The following is a 16,494-nucleotide window of genomic DNA, read 5'->3' on the forward strand; positions in this document are numbered from 1 at the left end:
GCGCATGCCCGCCCGGCGGGCGCCTTGGTCCGCCCGGCCTCCGCATGCGCGTCCTGTCCACACACACGCGAGAGTCGCCCGTGAAACCGCGAGCCGGCCTGATCCTCGAATTCGTCGTGAACCTGCTGCTGCCGTGGGTTGCCTACCGCGTCGCGCATCCGTATTTCGGCGAAACCGGCGCGTTGTATGCCTCGGCGGTGCCGCCCGTCGTCTGGTCGATCGTCGAGTTCGTGCGGTCGCGGCGCGTCGACGCCGTGTCGCTCGTCGTGCTGTTCGGCATCGCGCTGTCGATCGTCGGGATGGCGCTCGGCGGCAGCGCGCGGACGCTCTTGATGCGCGAGTCGCTCGCGTCCGGCGCGATCGGCGTGGTGTTCCTGCTCTCGCTGTTCCGTGAACGGCCGCTGATCTTCTATCTCGCCCGCGCGACCGTCGCACGCGAGATGGCCGGCGGCGCGGCGCGCTTCGAGGCCGTCTGGGCCGAACAATCGGGGCTGCGGCAGATGCTTCGGCTGATGACGTTCGTCTGGGGCGTCGGGATGACGCTCGAGATGCTGCTGCGCTGCTGGATGGTCGCGACGTGGCCGGTCGAGCGCGTGCTGGTCGTGTCGCCGATCATCGGCTACGCGGTGTTCGGCGGGCTGCTCGCCTGGACGTTCTGGTACCGGCGGCGGATGCGCGCCCGCAACAGCGTCGACATCCCGACCCGCGAAGGGCTCACGGAAACCGCAGGCCCCTGAAGAGCGGCCGGTTCCCGGCCGGTGCGGCCTCGCAGCGGCGCACGGCCGCCTGCCTGTATCGCTGCGGTATGATGCGCGCCATCTTGTCTGACGAATCCGCCGCGCCGCATGACCGCCCTCTCTTTCCCCTTCGTCGCGACGTGGTTCGCGCTGTTCGCGTCCGCCGCGCTCGCGTGGCATCGTCCGCTGCGCCGCGCGAGCCTCGTGCTGGCCGTGCTCGGCTATGCGGGCGCGCTCGCGCTCGGCGAACTCGCGCCGATCGCGCTGCTGCCGCTCGCCCTGCTGGCCGCGATTGCGTGGAGTGTCGCGCCGGGCCGTCCGCCGACGCTGCGCATCGTCGCGCACGTCGCCTTTGTCGCGCTGGCGATCGCATTGAGCCTGCATCTGCTGCCGGGTTTTCATAATCTCCGCGTGATCGGCCCCGTGCGCTTCACGCCCGATGCGGTGCCGTTCACGATGTACCTGAACCTCGACAAGCCGCTCGTCGGACTCTGGCTGATGTGGGTGCTGCCCCGGATCGCGCCCGCCGTGCCGATCTCACGCGCCGTGCGCGTCGGTGCCGCCGCAGCCGTCGCGACGGCCGGCGCCTGTCTCGCGGGCGCACTCGCGTTCGGCCTCGTCGGCTGGGCGCCGAAATGGTCGTCGTCCGGCTGGCTGTGGCTCGCGAACAACGTGCTGCTCGTCACGCTCGCCGAAGAGGCGCTGTTTCGCGGCTATCTGCAAGGCGGGCTCGAACGCGTGCTGCGCCGGTTCTCGTGGGGTGCGCCCGCGGCGCTCGCGATCGCCGCGCTGGCGTTCGGCGCCGCGCACGCGGCCGGCGGCTGGCCGTGGATCGTGCTCGGCACCGTCGCGGGCATCGGCTATGGCATCGCCTGGCGACGCGGCGGGCTGTTCGCCGCCGCGCTCGCGCACATCGGGCTGAATCTCGTGCACTTCGCGCTGTTCACGTATCCGATGCTCGCCGCCGCGCGCTGACGGCAAGCGGCGCCGCGCGATGCGTGACGGCGCCGTCAGTTGAACCCGGCGACCGCGTGCGGCACGTACGGACGTTCGAGCGTCGCGATCTCGTCGTCGGTCAGCTTCAGGTCGAGCGCGGCGAGCGCGTCGTCGAGCTGAGGCAGCTTCGAGATGCCGACGATCGGCGCGGTAACGCCGCGCTTCTGCGCCACCCAGGCGAGCGCGACCTGCGCGCGCGGCACGTTGCGCGCGGCCGCGATCGCGGCAACTGCATCGACGATCGCGCGATCCGCATCGGCCGTCGCATCGTACAGCCGCTGGCCGACCGCATCGCTCTGCTGCCGCTCGGACGATTCGTCCCAGTTGCGCGTCAGGCGCCCGCGCGCGAGCGGGCTCCACGGAATCACCGCGATCCCTTCGGCTTCGCAGAGCGGCAGCATTTCGCGCTCCTCCTCGCGGTACAGCAGGTTCAGGTGATTCTGCATGCTGACGAAGCGCGTCCAGCCGTGCTGCCGCGAGGTGTAGAGCGCCTTCGCGAACTGCCACGCGTACATCGACGACGCGCCGATATAGCGCGCCTTGCCCGCCTTCACGACGTCGTGCAGCGCCTCGAGCGTCTCCTCGATCGGCGTGCTGTCGTCCCAGCGGTGGATCTGGTACAGGTCGACGTAGTCGGTGCCGAGCCGCTTCAGGCTCTGGTCGATGTCGGTCATGATCGCCTTGCGCGACAGCCCCGCGCCGTTCGGGCCCGGCCGCATCCGGTAGAACACCTTCGTCGCGATCACGACCTCGTCGCGTTTCGCGAAGTCGCGCAGCGCGCGACCGACGATCTCTTCGGACGTGCCGTCCGAGTACATGTTCGCGGTATCAAAGAAGTTGATGCCGGCTTCGATCGCGCGGCGGATGATCGGGCGGCTTTCCGCTTCCGGGAGCGTCCACGGGTGCGTGCCGCGCGACGGTTCGCCGAACGTCATGCAGCCGAGCACCAGCTTCGACACTTCCAGTCCTGTGGATCCGAATTTCACGTATTCCATCGTCTGCCTCGCCAGTCGGGTTGAGCTTGCGGCCGATGCGCGCGGAAACACGACGAAGCGTACGCACGCGCAGCGGCCGAAACGTCGCATGTTATACCGGCCCGCGCGCGCCTGCAGGCGCGCGGATCGGTGCGGCGGACGTCAGCGGATCTGGTCGGCGATCGGCCGCAGGAATTCGGAGAAGCCGGTCAGCATGATCTGCACGCCGACGCACAGCAGCAGGAACGCGGACACGCGCATCGCGACCTTCGTCCCTTCGGTGCCGAGATAGCGCGCGAGCAGCGCGGCACGGCTGTACGTGAGCCAGATCACGACGCCGATCAGTGCCGACACCGCAACCGATACGATGCTCGACAGCATGAATTCGGAGAGCTTGTGCGTGCGGTTCGCGTTCAGCGCGATCGCGGTCGCGATGGAGCCCGGGCCGACGGTCAGCGGCACCGTGAGCGGGAAAAACGCGCGCGTCATGATCGCGTTCGCGTCGATCGGCTTGACGGGCGTATCGCCGCCGCCCGGCACGTCCGGTTCGTTCAGCATCTGCCAGCCCGACACCGCGACCGCGAAGCCGCCGCCGATGCGCAGCGCCTCCATCGAGATCCCGAAGAAATGCAGCACCGGCGTGCCGACGAAGAACGCGACCATCAGCACGATGAACGCGTTGAACGCGACCTTCTTCGCGAGCAGATGCCGCTCGTGCTCGGTCAGCGTTTCGGTGCGTTCGAGAAACAGGAAGGCGATGCCGATCGGATTGATGATCCCCATCAGGCCGGTGAAACCGAACAGGATCTCGGAGATAAGGCGGTGAACGATCATCGGCGCGAACAAACGGTCGGGGCTGGGCCGGCGGCGTGCCGGGGGTCACGCATTGTAGAGCAAGCGCCTGGCGCCGCGCGCAAATCGCGCACCGTGCATGTTGCGCGCGAGGCGGGCGCGTGCGGCGCGAGCGCGAGGCGCGGCCCTGCGCTTATTCCGCAGCGGGCTCCCACGCAGGCGGACGCTTCGCGAAGAACGCGGCGAAACCCTCCTTCGCTTCGTCGGTCGCGCGCACGCGCGAGATCGTCTGAGCGGTGAACGCCGCGCGGGCGTCCGACGGCGGATACTCGCCGATCGCATCGAAGAAGCGCTTGATCTCCATCAGCGCGTTCGGGCCGTTGCGGCCGAGTTCGGCGAGCGTCTTGTCGAGCGCGTCGTCGAGTGCATCGAGCGGGACGGCCTGATGGATCAGCCCGATCGCGACCGCGTCGTGCGCGCTCAGCTGCGTCGCCGTCAACGCGAGCCGGCGCGCCTGACGCTGGCCCACTGCCTCGACCAGATACGGACCGATCACGGCCGGCAGAATCCCGAAGCGCGCCTCGCTGACCGCGAACCGCGCGTGCTCGCTCGCGATCACGATGTCGCAGGCCGCGCAGAGGCCGACGCCGCCGCCGAACGCGTGGCCCTGCACGCGCGCGACGGTCGGCTTCGGACACTGCCGGATCGCGCGCATCATCGCGGCGAACCGCTCCGCGTCGCGCAGGTTCGCGGCAGCGTCGTTCGCGCTCGCACGCTGCATCCACTGCAGGTCGGCGCCGGCGCAGAACGCGCGGCCGTCCGAGCGCAGCACGATCGCACGCACACCGTCGCGCGCGCCGAGCACGGTAAACGCGTCGGTCAGCTCGGCGATCATCGTCTCGTCGAATGCGTTCAGCACGTCGCCGCGCTGCAATGCGACGGTCGCGATGCCGCGCGCATCGACCGTCACGGCCAGAGTCTTCAATCCATCCATCGAACAGGTTTCCTCGCTAAAAGACAGCAGCGCCCGCCACGGCGCCGCGATTACGCGGCGATCCGCCGGTCGACCACGCGTCGCGCCTTGCCGGTCGCGCTCGCCGGAATGCCGCCCGCGGCCAGCACGGTCACGCCGGCCGACACACCGATCATCGTCTTGATGCGATGCTGCAGCGCGCGTGCGATCTCGGCTCGTTCGCCGTCGGTCGTGCTCGCGGTCGCTTCGGAGCGCAGCTCGACCGCGAGGTCGAGCCGGTCCATGTGCCCGTCGCGCGACAGCGTGATCTGGAATTGGCCGGACAGCTTCGGCTGCGCGACCACGAGTTCCTCGATCTGGCTCGGGAACACGTTCACGCCGCGCACGATCAGCATGTCGTCGGAGCGGCCGGTGATCTTCGCGAGGCGGCGCATCGCGCGCGCGGTCGGCGGCAGCAGCGCGGTGAGATCGCGCGTGCGATAGCGGATCACCGGCATCGCCTCCTTCGTCAGCGACGTGAACACGAGTTCGCCCTCGCTGCCGTCCGGCAGCACCTCGCCCGTCACCGGATCGACGATCTCCGGATAGAAGTGGTCTTCCCAGATCACCGGGCCGTCCTTCGTCTCCACGCATTCGCACGCGACGCCCGGGCCCATCACTTCGGACAGCCCGTAGATGTCGAGCGCATCGATGCCCGCGCGCGTCTCCACTTCTTCGCGCAGCGCCTGCGTCCACGGCTCGGCGCCGAAGATGCCGATCTTCAGCGACGACTGCGCCGGGTCCATTCCCTGCCGCACCATCTCGTCGATCAGGTTCAGCATGTACGACGGCGTGACGAGGATGATCTTCGGCTCGAAGTCGCGGATCAGCTGTACCTGCTTCTCGGTCTGGCCGCCCGACATCGGCACGACCATGCAGCCGAGCCGTTCCGCGCCGTAGTGAATCCCGAGCCCGCCGGTGAAGAGTCCATAGCCGAACGCGTTGTGCAGCGTGTCGCCGGACCGGCCGCCCGCCGCGCGGATCGACCGTGCGGTGACGTTCGCCCACGTGTCGATGTCGCGCGCCGTGTAGCCGACCACGGTCGGCTTGCCGGTCGTGCCGCTCGACGCGTGCACGCGCACGACCTGCTCGCGCGGCACCGCGAACAGCCCGAACGGATAGTTGTCGCGCAGATCGTGCTTCGTCGAGAACGGAAACTTCGCGAGATCGGCAAGCGTTTTCAGATCGTCCGGACGCACGCCCGCCGCGTCGAACGTGCGGCGATAGTGCGCGACGTTGTCATACGCATGGCGAAGCGACCATTTGAGGCGCTCGAGCTGCAGCGCCTGCAGTTCGTCGCGGCTGGCGGTCTCGATCGGCTCGAGCGCGGCGGCGGGGTGCGTCGGGTAAGTCATCGGGGTGCTCCTCCAAGGGAATATGTCGTTGTCGTGATCGGGATCGCGGCTACGCGCGCAACGACCGGCCGGCCGCGTGCCGCGCGGCGATGCGCGGCGAGACGCGATAGCGGTCCTCGCCGTAGCTCGCGGCGAGGTTCGACAGCACGCGGTACACGCGGCCGACGCCGATCGCGTCGGCCCACGCGAGCGGGCCGCACGGGTAGTTGACGCCCTTCTCCATCGCGAGATCGAGATCGGCGGGCGAGCAAACGCCCTGGTTCACGGCGTCGGCCGCCTCGTTCGCGAGCATCGCGACCGTGCGCATCGCGATCATTCCCGGCACGTCGCCGAGGCCGATCACGCGGAAACCGGCCTGCTGGAACAGGCCGACCGCGTCCGCGTACGCGGCGTCGCTGCATTGCAGCGCACGCGCGAGCGCGACGACGCCGGCCTGCGTGTAATCGCGCGCGAGATCGACGAGCACGAGATCGGCCATACCGGTTTGCGCGGCGCGCTCGGTCGCGGTGCGGCCGTCCGTCAGCGCGATCGACGCGCGGCCCGCCGTCGCGATCAGCTCGTGCGGATGCGCATCCTGCACGCGCGCGCCCGCGATGCGCTCGGCCAGGCGCGCATGCAGCGCGGCGGCCGGGCCGTCGACGGCGAACAGCACGACGTCGACCGGCGCGTCGCGCGGCGGTTCGACCTCGGCGACGGGCGGCGCAGCGCCGTCCGCATAGGAATAGAAGCCGCGCCCCGACTTGCGGCCGAGAAAGCCCGCGTTCACGAGCTCCTGCTGGATCAGCGACGGTGTGTAGCGCGGATCGTTGAAGTACGCGCGGAACACCGATTCGGTCACCGCGAAGTTCACGTCGTGGCCGATCAGGTCCATCAGTTCGAACGGCCCCATCCGGAAGCCGCCGGCGTCGCGCAGCACCGCGTCGATCGACGCGGGCGTGCCGCCCTGTTCGTTCAGCACGCGCAGCGCCTCCGCGTAGTACGGCCGCGCGACGCGATTGACGATGAAGCCGGGCGTCGACTTCGCCATCACGGGCTTCTTGCCCCACGCGGCCGCGGTCGCGTAAAGCGCCTGCGCGACCTCGGGCGCGGTCGCGAGCCCGCTGACGACCTCGACGAGCGCCATCAGCGGCGCCGGGTTGAAGAAATGCAGGCCGGCGACGCGCTGCGGCGCGCGCAGCCCGGCCGCAATCGACGTGATCGAGATCGACGACGTGTTGGTCGCGAGCAGACACGCATCGTCGACATGACGTTCCAGCGTCGCGAAAATCTCGCGCTTCACGTCGAGCCGCTCCGCAGCCGCCTCGACGATCAGCGCCGCGGGCGCGAAATCGGCGAGCGCGCGCACGGCGCAGATGCGGCCGCCGGCGGCTTCGGCCTCGGCCGGCTCGAGCCGCCCTTTCTCCGCGAGCCGCGCGAACTGCGCACGAATGCCGGCCAGCGCCTTGTCGCAAGCGGCTTCGTTCAGGTCGTACAGCAAGACCGTGTGGCCGGCCGCGGCCGCGACCTGCGCGATACCCGCGCCCATCGCGCCGGCGCCGATCACGCCGACGACGGCCGACAGCGGCAACGCGCCGGGGTTCGTCGAATGTGCAGAAGAAACAGCCATCGCTTGCGATCCGTCATCAAGTGGAAGTGCGAGCGATTATAAACCGACCGGTCGGTAGATTTATGTCAGGGCGAGCCCGAATTTGTCGGGCAACGCAGCATGACGGAAGCTGCGACGACACAAAATCGACATGGCCGGGCACTTTTTTCGAACAGAAAGGTCAATGTAAGCGTTCGAAAACGAGATAACGGTCCCGGAACGCCTGATAAGATTCGACGAATCGCCGGCTTTCGGGGGAAAACCGCGTGTCGAGCCGACATCGGCGCCCGGCGTCGATCATGCGGGGCCGGAACGGCGCCGCCGCCGAGCCGCCGGCCGCATCGAACCGTTTCATCCAGCGACGGGCTCCGGCCCGCCCGCACCCGTCGCGGCCTCGCGGCCGCACACCTCGGCGACGCTGCCGCGCCGCCATCCTTCAGCTGCATCGTCCTCGTTCGGCGGATTGTCCGGCCGGGCTTCGTCAACCCGTGGCGACGCATCGCGCGTCGCCACTCGAATAAGGAAACCCTCCATGCCGATCTCGTCCAACCAGCTCCCACGCTGGACCCTCTGGGCCCCGCTTGCCGCCTGGCTGGTGCTCGCGCTATCGCGCGTCGTGCCGGCCGAAGGCCTCGTCATCGCGCTTTTCGCCGCCGCGCTCGCGGGCGCCGTGTTCGCCGCCGTTCACCATGCCGAAGTGGTCGCGCATCGCGTCGGCGAGCCGTTCGGCACGCTCGTGCTCGCGGTCGCCGTGACGGTCATCGAAGTCGCGCTGATCGTGTCCGTGATGCTGGGCGCCGGCCCCGAGAAATCGGGCCTCGCGCGCGACACCGTGTTCGCCGCCGTGATGATCATCTGCAACGGCATCGTCGGGCTGTGTCTGCTCGTCGGCGCCTGGAAGCACGGCGAACAGGACTTTCAGGGGCGCGGCGCGAGCAAGGCGCTCGCGGTGCTCGCGTCGCTGTCCGTGTTGTCGCTCGTGATGCCGAACTATCTGAGCGCGGCGCCCGGCCCGATGCTGTCGAAGTCGCAGCTCGCGTTCGCCGGCGTGTCGTCGCTCGTGCTGTACGGCGTCTTCGTGTTCGTGCAGACGGTGCGCCATCGCGACTACTTTCTCGCCGATCACGACAGCGCGAACGAGGCCGTGCATGCGGCGCCGCCGAGCGGCCGCACCGCACTGATCAGCCTCGCGCTGCTGTTCGCGAGCCTCGTCGCGGTCGTACTGCTCGCGAAGCTGCTGTCGCCGGCCGTCGAGCATGCCGTGATGAAGCTCGGCGCGCCGGAAGCGGCGGTCGGGATCGTGATCGCCGCGCTCGTGTTGCTGCCGGAAGGGCTCGCGGCCGTGACGGCCGCACGCGCGAACCGGCTGCAGACCAGCATGAATCTCGCGCTCGGCTCCGCGCTCGCGAGTATCGGGCTCACGATCCCGACGGTCGCGGCCGTGTTCATCTGGGTCGGCCAGCCGCTGACGCTCGGCATCGGTCCGATGGAAACCGTGCTGCTGGCGCTGACGCTGCTCGTCAGCACGCTGACGCTGAGCCAGGGTCGCACGACCGTGCTGCACGGCGTCGTGCATCTGTCGCTGTTCGCCGCGTATCTGTTTCTGTCGGTCACGCATTGACCTGTCGCCGGGCCTGGCCGCACGTCGATTCAAGCGTGCGGCCGGGCCGGCGCTCTGCCCCTTTCCCCTCGCCTTTTCGCTTTGAGCCTTCCTGCGTCGCACTCGCTCGCCGGCGCGCCCCTCACGCGATGCCGCCGTCCGCGCTTTCCGTCAGAAACCGTTCGACCATCGCATTGAATACCGGCAGCGCCGGATTGTCGTTGTCGGTCCGCCACGCGAGATACAGTTCGGCCGCGACGTCGACGTCCGCGAGCGGACGAAACACGACGCCGTCCACGTGCAGCTCGCGCGCGGACGCCGGCACGAGCGCCGCGCCGAGCCCCGCGCGTACGAGGCCGAGGATCGTATGCGTCTGCCCGACGTAATGCAGGTAGTTCGGCAGCCGCCCGGCGCTCGCGAACATCCCGGAAATCATGTCGTGGAAATACTTGCCTTCGTTCGGCGAATACGCGATGAACGGCTGGCGATCGAGATCGTCGGGGCCGATCCGTTTGTGCACGGCGAGCGGCGCGCCTTCTGCGACCGCGACGAGCATCGGCTCGCGCTGCACGAGCCGATATTCGAGCGGCTGGCGCGCGGCGCGCTGGCGCACGAACCCCGCATCGAGCATCCGCGACGCGAGCGCGTCGATCTGCACCGTCGACACCATCTCGCGCAACTCGACGTCCACGTCCGGCAAGGCGTGCGCCGCATGCGCGAGCAGCATCGGAATCATCCGGTATGCGCTGACCGCCGTGAAGCCGAGCGTGATGCGGCCCGCGCCGCCGTGCGCGACGCGCTGCGCGGCCTGTTCGGCCCGCGCCGAGAATTCGAGGATGTGCCGCGCGTCGCGCAGAAAGCGTTCGCCGGCCGCGGTCAGACTCACCTGCCGGCTGCTGCGCTCGAGCAACGCGATGCCGAGCGCATGTTCGAGCAGCTGGATCTGCCGGCTCAGCGGCGGCTGCGTCATGAAGAGCCGCTTCGCCGCGCGCCCGAAGTGAAGTTCCTCGGCGACCGCGACGAAGCAGCGAAGCTGGTGCAGTTCGATCATTCAAGCGTTGAATCAATCAATAGGCGTTTGATGTTAGGCCAACATCGATGCGATTCCTATACTCGGTTGCACCCGATGCGCGACCCGCGCCGCGCACGCCGACCGAGACTCTGATGACCATCGATATCCTGCTTACCCAGCCGCTTCCCGAATCGATCGACGCCGAACCGTCCGCCCGCTACGCGGTGCATCGGCTATATGCGACCGATGAGCCGGACGCATTGGTCGCGCGCGTCGCACCGCGCATCCCGGGCGTCGTGATCGGCGGCGTCGACGGCTTGTCCGCCGCGCTGATGGACCGGCTCGGCGCGCTCGAAATCGTCGAGATCAACGGCATCGGCACCGACGCCGTCGATCTCGAACGCGCCCGCGCACGCCGCTCGTGATCGGCTACTTCGTCGCGCACACCGGCTCGTTTGCCGGCGCCCTGTGGTTCGTCGCCGCGCACGGGCTGATCGGCATCGCCGCGTACGCGTGGCTTGCGGGCCGCTTCTAGCGGATTCGCGTCGCAGCGGACGGGTGATCGCCGCGGTTCAGGATCGCGCGTTCGGGCGATACGCCCGCGCGCCGCATCACGCTCGCTTCAGGCCGCCGCTTTGCGCCTGCTCGGTCGTCAGCCGGTCGAGCTCGCGCAGGTCGTTCTCCAGCGCCGGCGTCAGCGTCGTGCGCAGATGGTCGAGGAACGTGCGGATCTTCGCGTCGAGATAGCGGCGCGTCGCATAGACCGCATAGACGCTGACGGTCTGCAACCGGTATTCGGGCAGCACGCGGATCAGACGCCCTTCGCGGATATCGTCGAGCACCGTATAGAGGGCGACGCAGGCGATCCCGCGCCCGGCGCGCACCGCGACGCAGAGCGCGTCCGGCACGTTGACCTGGAACGGCGCGGGCTGCAGTTCGTACACGGTCTCCTCGCCGTCGGCGCGTTCGAGCCGCCACTCGCTCGCGGGCGACGCCGGTGTGTCGAGACGCAGGCACACGTGATTCGGCAGATCGTCCGGCGTCTGCGGCGTGCCGTGCCGCGCGAGATAGTCGCGCGACGCGACGAGCACGCTGCAGCTCGTGCCGCAGGTCTGCGCGACGTAGCCCGAATCGGGCAACTGCGACGCCGTGACGATCGACACGTCGTACCCTTCCTCGACGAGGTTCGGCATGCGCTGCGCAAGCGTCAGCTCGACCGACACCTCGGGGTTGTCCTCCTGATAGCGGACGATCGACGATACGACATGACTCTGCCCGAGCCCCGTCATCGCATGGATGCGCATTTTCCCGCTCGGCCGCAGCAGCGCATTGCGCGCCTCGGCGTTCGCGTAGTCGATCTCCGCGAGGATCGATTTCGCGCGCTCGAAATAGCGCTCGCCGCTTTCGGTCAGACCGAGATGACGCGTCGTGCGATGCAGAAGACGCGTCTGCACGTGCGCTTCGAGATTCGACACGGCGCGCGACACCTGCGCCGTGGTCGCATCGATCTCTTTCGCGACCGCGGTGAAACTGCCGGCTTCGACAACGCGCACGAACAGGCGCATGTTTTCGAGCATGTCCATTGAATTGGCTTCGGGAGAGTCTGTGGGGAGAAGGCGTCGGCCGCGTGCGCGTCAGCCGGGCGATGCAGCACGGCCGCGAACCGCGCGACATCGCTCACCGTGCCGGGGAGAAGGCGGGAGAGCGGGCATGGCGGACGGGGTTCTGACATAGCGGGGATTCGGTGGCCGGAATTGTACGCCGCCGCAGACAAATTTGCGCAATGACGCACGCGGCGGCTTTCATCGAATGAAAGGTTGCCGCAAGGAACGCGCGTCGCCTGCGCGCAACGCGTTGATGCAGCGCGACAATTTGTATCACGACGCGATATAATTCCGGCCCGGCCCGCGGCATGCCGCCGCGATGCGTCCGATCTTTTCAACCGTTACGTCCATGTCGTCAGGCTCCTCCCCGTCGCGCCGCACGCTGCGCCAATGGCTGCACAGCTTCATTCCCCACCCGATGACGCTCGGCTGGCGCGAGCGCCTGCGTTCGTGCACGGGCGCGCTCGTCGGCATTGCGACGGTCGGCGTCACGATGCGGCTGCTGCCGGGCGTGCCGGGCCTCGTGCCGCTGCTGGTCGCGCCGATGGGCGCCTCGGCCGTGCTGCTGTTCGCGGTGCCCGCGAGTCCGCTCGCGCAGCCGTGGTCGATCATCGGCGGCAATCTCGTCGCCGCGACCGTCGGCGTCGCGTGCGCACAGTGGATCGCGGATCCGATCACGGCGGCCGCGGTCGCGATCGCCTGCGCGATCGGCGGGATGTTCGTGCTGCGCTGCGTGCACCCGCCATCGGGTGCGGTCGCGCTCACGGCCGTGGTCGGCGGCCCCGCGATCCATGCGCTCGGCTTCGGCTTCGTGCTCGAACCGATTCTGCTGCAATCGGCGATCCTGCTGTCGGCCGCGCTCGTGTACCACGCGCTGACCGGCCACCGCTATCCGCACGGCAGCGCGCGCGGCGACGCGAAGCCGCAGGCGGCGACGCCGGCACGCGGCGGCTTCAGGCGCGAGGATCTCGACGCGGTGCTCAAGCGTCGCAGCGAATGGCTCGACGTCGATCCGGACGATCTCGAAACGCTGCTGCGCGAAACCGAAATGCAGGCCTATGCGCGCACGTTCGGCCAGCTCACGTGCGCGGACCTGATGACGAAGAACGCGATCAGCATCGCGCCGTCGACGTCGATCACCGCGGCCCTCACGCTGCTCGACCGTCATCGCGTGAAGGCGCTGCCCGTCGTCGACGCGGACGGCCGGCTGACCGGCATCGTCACGCGCGCGGACCTCACGCGCCCGCTGCGCCGGCCTGCCGCGCTTTGGCAGCGCCTGTCCGCGCGGCTGCCGGAATCGTTCGGCGGCCAGCCGCCGAGCGTGTCGACCGTGATGACGCGCGACGTCGCGTCGGTGCCGCAGACGCTGCCGCTGACCGCGCTCGTGCCGCTGTTCACGCATTCGGGCCACCACCATATTCCGGTCGTCGACGCGTCGCGCCGGCTCGTCGGCATCATCACGCAGACGGACCTCGTCACGGGCCTGTACCAGCAGACGCAGATACTCGAAGCCGCGTAACGCGCGGGAAAGCCGAACAACGCAAACATCGTTCAAATACGGTCATTTATATCATGTTGTGATATATTGGCGCGCTATTGAAACCGACCTTCCGCCCCTGCGATGACCGATAGCCGACGTGCGCTGACCAAAAGCGACTTCCAGCAACTGTCCGAATTCCGCTACCAGATGCGGCGTTTCGAACGCTTCTCCGAGCGCGCCGCGCAAAGCGAAGGCGTGACGCCGCTGCAATACCTGCTGCTGCTGCACATCAAGGGCTATCCGCACCGCGAATGGGCGACCATCGGCGAACTCGCCGAGCGGCTGCAGGCGCAGCATCACGGCGTCGTCGCGCTCGTCACACGCTGCGAGGCGCTCGGCCTCGTGAAGCGCAAGCCGAGCGAAGCCGATCGCCGGCAGGTCGAGGTGCACCTCGAGCCGGCAGGCGAAACGCTGCTCGCGCGCCTCGCGGCGATGCATCGCGCCGAGCTGAAGTCGCTCAAGGGCGCATTCCAGGTTCCCCAGATCGATTACTGACCTCCGTTTTTCCGACTCCGATGAACGCACCGCACAAACGCGATTTCTCGACCAACGAACGCCTGCCCAGGATCGCGTTGCTAGCCGCCGTGATCGGCCTGCTCAGCACGCTCGCGGCGTTCGTGCTGTTGAGCCTGATCCATCTGTTCACGAACCTGTTCTTCTTCCAGCAGTTCTCGTTCGCTGACCGCTCGCCCGCCGGCAACATGCTCGGCGCATGGGTCATCGCCGTACCGGTGATCGGCGCGCTCGTCGTCGGCCTGATGGCGCGCTTCGGTTCGGAGAAGATCCGCGGGCACGGCATCCCCGAAGCGATCGAGGCGATCCTGTTCGGCAAGAGCCGCATGTCGCCGAAGGTCGCGGTCCTCAAGCCGCTGTCGTCGGGCATCGTGATCGGCAGCGGCGGCCCGTTCGGCGCCGAAGGCCCGATCATCATGACGGGCGGCGCGCTCGGCTCGCTCATCGCGCAATGCGTGCACGTGACGGCCGCCGAGCGCAAGACGCTGCTCGTCGCCGGTGCGGCCGCCGGCATGACGGCCGTGTTCGGCACGCCGGTCGCCGCGGTGCTGCTCGCCGTCGAGCTGCTGCTGTTCGAATGGCGGCCGCGCAGCTTCCTGCCGGTCGCGCTCGCCTGTGCGGTCGCCGGCTTCGCGCGCGCGCTGTTCTTCGGCGTCGAGCCGCTGTTTCCGCTGACGACGGCCGCGCCCTCGCCCGTCGCGCTGCTGTCGTGCCTCGTCGCGGGCCTGCTGTCCGGCGTGCTCGCCTGCGGGCTGTCGGCGGCGCTGTATCGCGTCGAGGATACGTTCGCGAAGCTGCCCGTGCACTGGATGTGGTGGCCCGCGCTCGGCGCGATCGTGATCGGCGTCGGCGGCTGGCTCGAGCCGCGCGCGCTCGGTGTCGGCTACGACGTGATCGGCGATCTGCTGCATCAGCACATCGCGCTGCAGATTGCACTCGCGTTGCTCGTCGTGAAAGCCGTGATGTGGGTCATCGCGCTCGGCTCGGGCACGTCGGGCGGCGTGCTCGCACCGTTGCTGATGCTCGGCGCGGGCCTCGGCACCGTGCTGTCGCCGGTGCTGCCGGGCGGCGACCCGGCGCTCTGGCCGCTCGTCTGCATGGCGGCGACGCTCGGCGCAACGCTCGGCGCACCGCTGACCGCGATCGTCTTCGCATTCGGACTCACGCACGACGCGAATGCGCTGCTGCCGCTGCTCGCCGCGACGCTTGTCGCGCACGGCTTCGCGACGGTCGTGATGAAGCGCTCGATCATGACCGAGAAGATCGCGCGCCGCGGCTATCACATCTATCGCGAGTACGGCGTCGATCCGCTCGAACGGCACGACGTCGGCGAGGTGATGACGCCCGCCGACTCCCTCGTCGCGATCGACGGCACGGCGACGCTCGAGACGGTGGCCGCGCAGTTCTTCGGCGCGCAGCAAACGCATCGCGCCTATCCGGTCGTGCAGAACGGCCGGCTGCTCGGCGTCGTCGATCGCGCGTTCGTCGACGCGCAGCGCGCGCAACGCACGCCCGACACGTCGATCGCGACCGCGCTCGCCGATCGCGCGCCGGCGATCGCGCTGGCGCACGAGACCTGCCGCCTCGTCGCGTCGCGCCTCGCGATGCTCGGGCTCGAGCGGCTGCCGGTCGTCGACGATCCGCAATCGATGCGCCTCACCGGGATCGTGTCGCGCAGCGATCTGATCAAGCCCGCGCTTCAGCATTTCGACGACGAACACAAGCGCGAGCGCTTCCGTCCGATCGTGCCGGCGAATCTGCGCGATCCGGGCGCGCGCAAGGCGGGCTGATGCGGTCGCGGGGCCGGGGCCGCATTGCCGCGTTGCGCTGCCCCGCGCCGCACCGTCGCTGCGTTTAAAGTTGGTTGACAATTAAGCAGACGAAAATTTGTCATCATGGCACTCATGCGACGGGGCCATCAGCGGTCTTCCCAGCCATTCCAACCTCGCAGTTCGATAACGACAATCAACGATCCGGCGCGCGACGCGGCATGGCGGCAACGCATGCTGCGTCGCGATCGCCGCGATCGTCGCGTTGCCCGATCGCCGAACGCGGCGCGTTCGTCGATGCGCAGCTCGTGAAAAACGGATGCCGCAATCGGCCGGCGAGCGTGCGCCCGTTCGACAAGGACGTCTCGGCAACCGCCAGCACTTTCCCCGGTAGAACGAAACGCGCGATCAGCGCCCGCTTGCGACGCACTCGCAATCCATCGGCGCCTGCGCACGAATGCTGCAAGGCGATCTTCGAATTCCCATACGTGAATGAGATGACGCGCGGTACGAACTGCGCGGCATCACTTAGCGCGCCTATCGTTTTCGTACTCGCCCGGCCGGTATTGCGCGCCACTCTGCGATGGCGGACCTGCGGCGCGAGAAACGGCATTGGCGAACGCCTGCCGTTGAGTGCATTTCAATTGCACGCAAGATCGCGTCGACCGGAATGGCCGGCAAAATTTCGGAAGGACGCGACGACGAGAGTTGGCGCAACCAGCCGGCCACCCTGCTGACAAACACGTCGGCACACGACGCGCTCGAAGGCGCCCGGGAAACGGCCGCCGCGCTGCTGCAGGTCTCCGCGCGAAGCGCGAAGCCCACCCTCATCGCGACCTCCACACCCGACGATCCGACGACGATCGACGCGATGACGCACGCGTGCGCCGCTTCCGCTTGCCCATGCCGCGCCGCTCGATCGGCACACCGTACTTTCGGCGGTCGGACCGCGCGACTGCCGCACCGTCGAGCGCGAAACCGGCCGCTCGCGAACACCGCACCGCG

At 68.7% G+C, this 16,494-nt stretch carries 15 protein-coding genes and 1 pseudogene; 7 read left to right on the plus strand and 9 right to left on the minus strand.

Going from position 1 to position 16,494, the window contains the following annotated elements; genetic code table 11:
* Positions 1–80 precede the first annotated feature (80 nt).
* Together NP80_RS08795 and NP80_RS08800 are read left to right on the plus strand one after the other, a co-directional pair.
* Positions 81–737 carry a VC0807 family protein gene (locus tag NP80_RS08795; protein ID WP_006409383.1) on the plus strand — a complete coding sequence of 219 codons (657 nt, stop codon included), beginning with the start codon at positions 81–83 and terminating at the stop codon, positions 735–737.
* Positions 738–845: 108 nt separating this feature from the next.
* Positions 846–1,712 carry a CPBP family glutamic-type intramembrane protease gene (locus NP80_RS08800; protein WP_006409389.1) on the plus strand — a complete coding sequence of 289 codons (867 nt, stop codon included), beginning with the start codon at positions 846–848 and terminating at the stop codon, positions 1,710–1,712.
* Positions 1,713–1,747: 35 nt separating this feature from the next.
* On the opposite strand, the gene NP80_RS08805 is transcribed toward NP80_RS08800, so the two are convergent.
* The 6 genes from NP80_RS08805 to NP80_RS31400 all read right to left on the minus strand — a co-directional run bounded on the left by NP80_RS08805 (position 1,748) and on the right by NP80_RS31400 (position 7,806).
* Positions 1,748–2,728, minus strand: a complete 981-nt coding sequence (locus tag NP80_RS08805; RefSeq protein ID WP_012216916.1) for an aldo/keto reductase — start codon at positions 2,726–2,728, stop codon at positions 1,748–1,750.
* Positions 2,729–2,869: 141 nt separating this feature from the next.
* Positions 2,870–3,541, minus strand: a complete 672-nt coding sequence (locus NP80_RS08810) for a MarC family protein (RefSeq protein WP_006396931.1) — start codon at positions 3,539–3,541, stop codon at positions 2,870–2,872.
* A gap of 151 nt (positions 3,542–3,692) precedes the next feature.
* Positions 3,693–4,493: an enoyl-CoA hydratase-related protein gene (locus NP80_RS08815; RefSeq protein WP_035946170.1), complete on the minus strand. Its 801-nt coding sequence runs from the start codon at positions 4,491–4,493 to the stop codon at positions 3,693–3,695.
* 50 nt (positions 4,494–4,543) lie between these two features.
* On the minus strand, positions 4,544–5,866 hold the full coding sequence (gene paaK / locus NP80_RS08820) for a phenylacetate--CoA ligase PaaK (protein ID WP_006409384.1): 1,323 nt from the start codon (positions 5,864–5,866) through the stop codon (positions 4,544–4,546).
* A gap of 49 nt (positions 5,867–5,915) precedes the next feature.
* Entirely contained in the window at positions 5,916–7,472 is a 1,557-nt protein-coding gene (gene paaH, locus NP80_RS08825; RefSeq protein WP_045593378.1) for a 3-hydroxyacyl-CoA dehydrogenase PaaH, read from the minus strand.
* Between the two features lie 160 nt (positions 7,473–7,632).
* The gene (locus NP80_RS31400) at positions 7,633–7,806 is read right to left on the minus strand and encodes a hypothetical protein (protein WP_006411451.1); all 174 of its coding nucleotides are present in this window, start codon (positions 7,804–7,806) and stop codon (positions 7,633–7,635) included.
* Between the two features lie 177 nt (positions 7,807–7,983).
* On the opposite strand from NP80_RS31400, the gene NP80_RS08830 reads away from it, so the two are divergent.
* Positions 7,984–9,072, plus strand: a complete 1,089-nt coding sequence (locus NP80_RS08830) for a calcium:cation antiporter (protein ID WP_006403419.1) — start codon at positions 7,984–7,986, stop codon at positions 9,070–9,072.
* A gap of 121 nt (positions 9,073–9,193) precedes the next feature.
* Here NP80_RS08830 and NP80_RS08835 read toward each other — a convergent pair whose 3' ends face one another.
* Positions 9,194–10,102, minus strand: a complete 909-nt coding sequence (locus NP80_RS08835) for a LysR family transcriptional regulator (RefSeq protein WP_006411447.1) — start codon at positions 10,100–10,102, stop codon at positions 9,194–9,196.
* A gap of 113 nt (positions 10,103–10,215) precedes the next feature.
* Between NP80_RS08835 and NP80_RS08840 the strand changes: the two are divergent.
* Positions 10,216–10,479, plus strand: a pseudogene (locus NP80_RS08840) (hydroxyacid dehydrogenase); the annotation flags it as partial.
* Positions 10,480–10,674: 195 nt separating this feature from the next.
* Here the strand turns inward: NP80_RS08840 and NP80_RS08845 are convergent.
* Entirely contained in the window at positions 10,675–11,646 is a 972-nt protein-coding gene (locus NP80_RS08845; protein WP_006403417.1) for a LysR family transcriptional regulator, read from the minus strand.
* 370 nt (positions 11,647–12,016) lie between these two features.
* Between NP80_RS08845 and NP80_RS08850 the strand changes: the two genes are divergently transcribed.
* From NP80_RS08850 to NP80_RS08860, 3 genes are all read left to right on the plus strand, one after another.
* Positions 12,017–13,186: an HPP family protein gene (locus NP80_RS08850; RefSeq protein WP_012467947.1), complete on the plus strand. Its 1,170-nt coding sequence runs from the start codon at positions 12,017–12,019 to the stop codon at positions 13,184–13,186.
* Positions 13,187–13,288: 102 nt separating this feature from the next.
* Positions 13,289–13,702 carry a MarR family winged helix-turn-helix transcriptional regulator gene (locus tag NP80_RS08855; RefSeq protein WP_006396919.1) on the plus strand — a complete coding sequence of 138 codons (414 nt, stop codon included), beginning with the start codon at positions 13,289–13,291 and terminating at the stop codon, positions 13,700–13,702.
* 20 nt (positions 13,703–13,722) lie between these two features.
* Entirely contained in the window at positions 13,723–15,510 is a 1,788-nt protein-coding gene (locus NP80_RS08860) for a chloride channel protein (RefSeq protein WP_006411452.1), read from the plus strand.
* Positions 15,511–15,685: 175 nt separating this feature from the next.
* On the opposite strand, the gene NP80_RS08865 is transcribed toward NP80_RS08860, so the two are convergent.
* Positions 15,686–16,102, minus strand: coding sequence for a hypothetical protein (locus NP80_RS08865; RefSeq protein ID WP_035947906.1), 417 nt, complete (start codon positions 16,100–16,102; stop codon positions 15,686–15,688).
* Between the last annotated feature and the right edge of the window lie 392 nt (positions 16,103–16,494).

It is taken from the genome of Burkholderia multivorans ATCC BAA-247 (assembly GCF_000959525.1).
Classification (GTDB): Bacteria; Pseudomonadota; Gammaproteobacteria; order Burkholderiales; family Burkholderiaceae; genus Burkholderia; species Burkholderia multivorans.

Bases quoted from the DNA above. Each gene is read 5' to 3' on its own strand.
- paaH (WP_045593378.1), bottom strand. From the start codon at position 7,472: ATGGCTGTTTCTTCTGCACATTCGACGAACCCCGGCGCGTTGCCGCTG.
- NP80_RS08855 (WP_006396919.1), top strand. From the start codon at position 13,289: ATGACCGATAGCCGACGTGCGCTGACCAAAAGCGACTTCCAGCAACTG.
- NP80_RS08835 (WP_006411447.1), bottom strand. From the start codon at position 10,102: ATGATCGAACTGCACCAGCTTCGCTGCTTCGTCGCGGTCGCCGAGGAA.
- NP80_RS08805 (WP_012216916.1), bottom strand. From the start codon at position 2,728: ATGGAATACGTGAAATTCGGATCCACAGGACTGGAAGTGTCGAAGCTG.
- NP80_RS08830 (WP_006403419.1), top strand. From the start codon at position 7,984: ATGCCGATCTCGTCCAACCAGCTCCCACGCTGGACCCTCTGGGCCCCG.
- NP80_RS08865 (WP_035947906.1), bottom strand. From the start codon at position 16,102: ATGCCGTTTCTCGCGCCGCAGGTCCGCCATCGCAGAGTGGCGCGCAAT.
- NP80_RS08845 (WP_006403417.1), bottom strand. From the start codon at position 11,646: ATGGACATGCTCGAAAACATGCGCCTGTTCGTGCGCGTTGTCGAAGCC.
- NP80_RS08800 (WP_006409389.1), top strand. From the start codon at position 846: ATGACCGCCCTCTCTTTCCCCTTCGTCGCGACGTGGTTCGCGCTGTTC.
- NP80_RS08815 (WP_035946170.1), bottom strand. From the start codon at position 4,493: ATGGATGGATTGAAGACTCTGGCCGTGACGGTCGATGCGCGCGGCATC.
- NP80_RS08860 (WP_006411452.1), top strand. From the start codon at position 13,723: ATGAACGCACCGCACAAACGCGATTTCTCGACCAACGAACGCCTGCCC.
- NP80_RS31400 (WP_006411451.1), bottom strand. From the start codon at position 7,806: ATGAAACGGTTCGATGCGGCCGGCGGCTCGGCGGCGGCGCCGTTCCGG.
- paaK (WP_006409384.1), bottom strand. From the start codon at position 5,866: ATGACTTACCCGACGCACCCCGCCGCCGCGCTCGAGCCGATCGAGACC.
- NP80_RS08810 (WP_006396931.1), bottom strand. From the start codon at position 3,541: ATGATCGTTCACCGCCTTATCTCCGAGATCCTGTTCGGTTTCACCGGC.
- NP80_RS08850 (WP_012467947.1), top strand. From the start codon at position 12,017: ATGTCGTCAGGCTCCTCCCCGTCGCGCCGCACGCTGCGCCAATGGCTG.